A 2,078-nucleotide genomic window follows, 5' to 3' on the forward strand; every position below is an offset into this window, starting at 1 on the left:
AACCACCACCGCTGCCACACCGCACTCGACGGACACCCACCCATCACCCGCGTCAACAACGCTGCGGGTCAATACACCTAGCCCACCACTCACCCCCAACTCCCATCCCGTCTGCCGTCGACCCACACGCATGTGGAGCGGCCGCGGTGCCGGGCGTCCAGGTGGAGCGCCCAACTGGACGAACGACCTGGACGCCCGGTGCCGTGGCTGCTCGGCTTGTCCTGGGTCGACGGCAGACGGGATGGGAGTTCCCCGCCTCAGGCTAGCGGCCTTGCCGACCGGCCCTCCAGCTGTTGGCATATGGGTGGGACGGCACGCAGGGGGGCGGCTGGTGAGCGATCTGACGGTGCATCCGTGGAAGAGGCATGGCAGGGATCGGCTCTATGTGAACCTGCCGGACGGAACGGCTGTCGCCTGGGCGGATCGAGCGACCAAGACCGTGACGATCAAGCTTCGGAAGTACCAGGACGAGGCTTTGGCTCTTCTTCGGCGCCACCTTGGGGAGGGGCTTACTGTCCGCTCCACCCCTTCGCCTACTCCGCAGTCGCGCCCCGCGGCCCCTTCTCGGAAACAAGGGCAACCCCGTCACCCAACCCCGAAACAGCGACCCGACGGGCTGGCGTCCCTGCCACCCCTCAGCCCCAGTGAAGACCTGGCAAGGAACCGGCCGGGCTCCCGCGTCGTCGGGTTGATCGCTGAGCGAGGCCCGTCGACAGTGCAACGACTCAAAGCGAAGTTACTGCGGCAGTCCTCGGAGTGGGACAGCTGGTACGCCGGCCTCGAAGGGGAGCGGAGGGTGGGGCGTGAGCTAGAACGCCTGTCATCGCTCGGTTGGCGGGCGCTTCACGGCATCGAGAAGAGCAACGGCGGCGACATCGACCACCTGCTGATCGGCCCAGGCGGCGTGTTCAGTATCAACACCAAGAACCATCGGGGCGCGTCGGTCTGGGTGGGCGACTCGATGGCCAAGGTCAATGGCGGGCCTCCACGCCCGTATGCTGCGGCAAGCCTGGCTGAGGCGGACTTCGTGCGGAGGGTGCTGGGGCGGTACTGCCCCTTCCAGGTGCCTGTCGAACCCGTCCTGGTCTTCGTCGGCATCGCGTCCCTGAATCGGGCAGCTACGCAGTAACACCGTTCGCATTTACCAGGAGCGGGAGGTAGCGGCCCTGGGCCCGCTGACTGGCAAGCTCACCCCGGAGCAGGTAGAGCAGGTGTACACGGCCGCTCGTCACCGGCGCGTCTGGCTCCGCGCCTAACTCGGCGCATCCGGCAGAAGGCGGCTGCTGTAGCCTCGCCGACACAGCCGTTCGTACGCCTCGACCACGTCGTCCGGGACCTGCCGGCTGATCATGAAGCCTTGTTCCGGGTAGCTCAACAACCGTTGCAACGCGCCGACCAGCATGTCGATGACCATGCGCGGGTCACCGATGGAGTCGACGTACTCCTCCAGCGTCATCGGGCTGGAAGCACTGACGATCTCGACTTCGGGCCACAACTTCCGTGCTGTGGCGTACACACGTCGCTCCTGGTACGGGCCGTCATCGCCGGGGCCCTGTCCTTCGCCCACCTGCACGACCTGGCTGCGGCGGCCGGACAGGACGGCTGGAAGGCCTGGGCCTACCCGGTGAGCGTCGACCTGCTGCTGGTCGCCGCATGGCGTCGGATGCGCACGGACGTCGAGAACCGCGATGCCTGGCTCTGGTTCGCCATCGCCCTGATCGCTTCGCTCGGCGCCAACATCGCCAGCGCCGGACTCCTCGACCTTCACCACGTTCCGGCCTGGCTGCGGATCCTCGTCGCCGGATGGCCCGCCCTCGCCTTCCTCGGCGACACCCTCCTGGCCCACGCACCCGCCCCGGAACCGGCCCCCGCCGTCCAGCCCGACCCCGAGCCCACCGCAGACCTGATCGTCGAGCGGGCCCCCGATCCGGCTCCGGAACTCCCGCCGGCCGAACCGCCCCCTGAAGAGGCCGCGCTGGAACCGGCTGCTCAGGGCTCGGCGCGGTCGTCCCTGACCGTCCCCGTTGATGTCAGTTGTGGATGCAAAAGGCCCCCGCCATGATCGGCGGGGGGCCTTC

Annotated in this window: 2 protein-coding genes and 1 pseudogene; 2 read left to right on the forward strand and 1 reads right to left on the reverse strand. The window is 68.1% G+C overall.

What is annotated here, in order from left to right:
• Window positions 1-796 precede the first annotated feature (796 nt).
• Window positions 797-1,129, forward strand: a complete 333-nt coding sequence (locus tag VR44_RS47590) for a nuclease-related domain-containing protein (protein WP_245692319.1) — start codon at window positions 797-799, stop codon at window positions 1,127-1,129.
• 123 nt (window positions 1,130-1,252) lie between these two features.
• On the opposite strand, the pseudogene VR44_RS27580 reads toward VR44_RS47590, so the two are convergent.
• Window positions 1,253-1,534, reverse strand: a pseudogene (locus tag VR44_RS27580) (YdcF family protein); the annotation flags it as partial.
• Here VR44_RS27580 and VR44_RS27585 point away from each other — a divergent pair.
• Window positions 1,526-2,062 carry a DUF2637 domain-containing protein gene (locus tag VR44_RS27585; protein ID WP_094191947.1) on the forward strand — a complete coding sequence of 179 codons (537 nt, stop codon included), beginning with the start codon at window positions 1,526-1,528 and terminating at the stop codon, window positions 2,060-2,062. The pseudogene VR44_RS27580 and the gene VR44_RS27585 overlap by 9 nt on opposite strands.
• Window positions 2,063-2,078 lie beyond the last annotated feature (16 nt).

The sequence above is a fragment of the Streptomyces katrae genome (assembly GCF_000966975.1).
GTDB lineage: Bacteria > Actinomycetota > Actinomycetes > Streptomycetales > Streptomycetaceae > Streptomyces > Streptomyces katrae.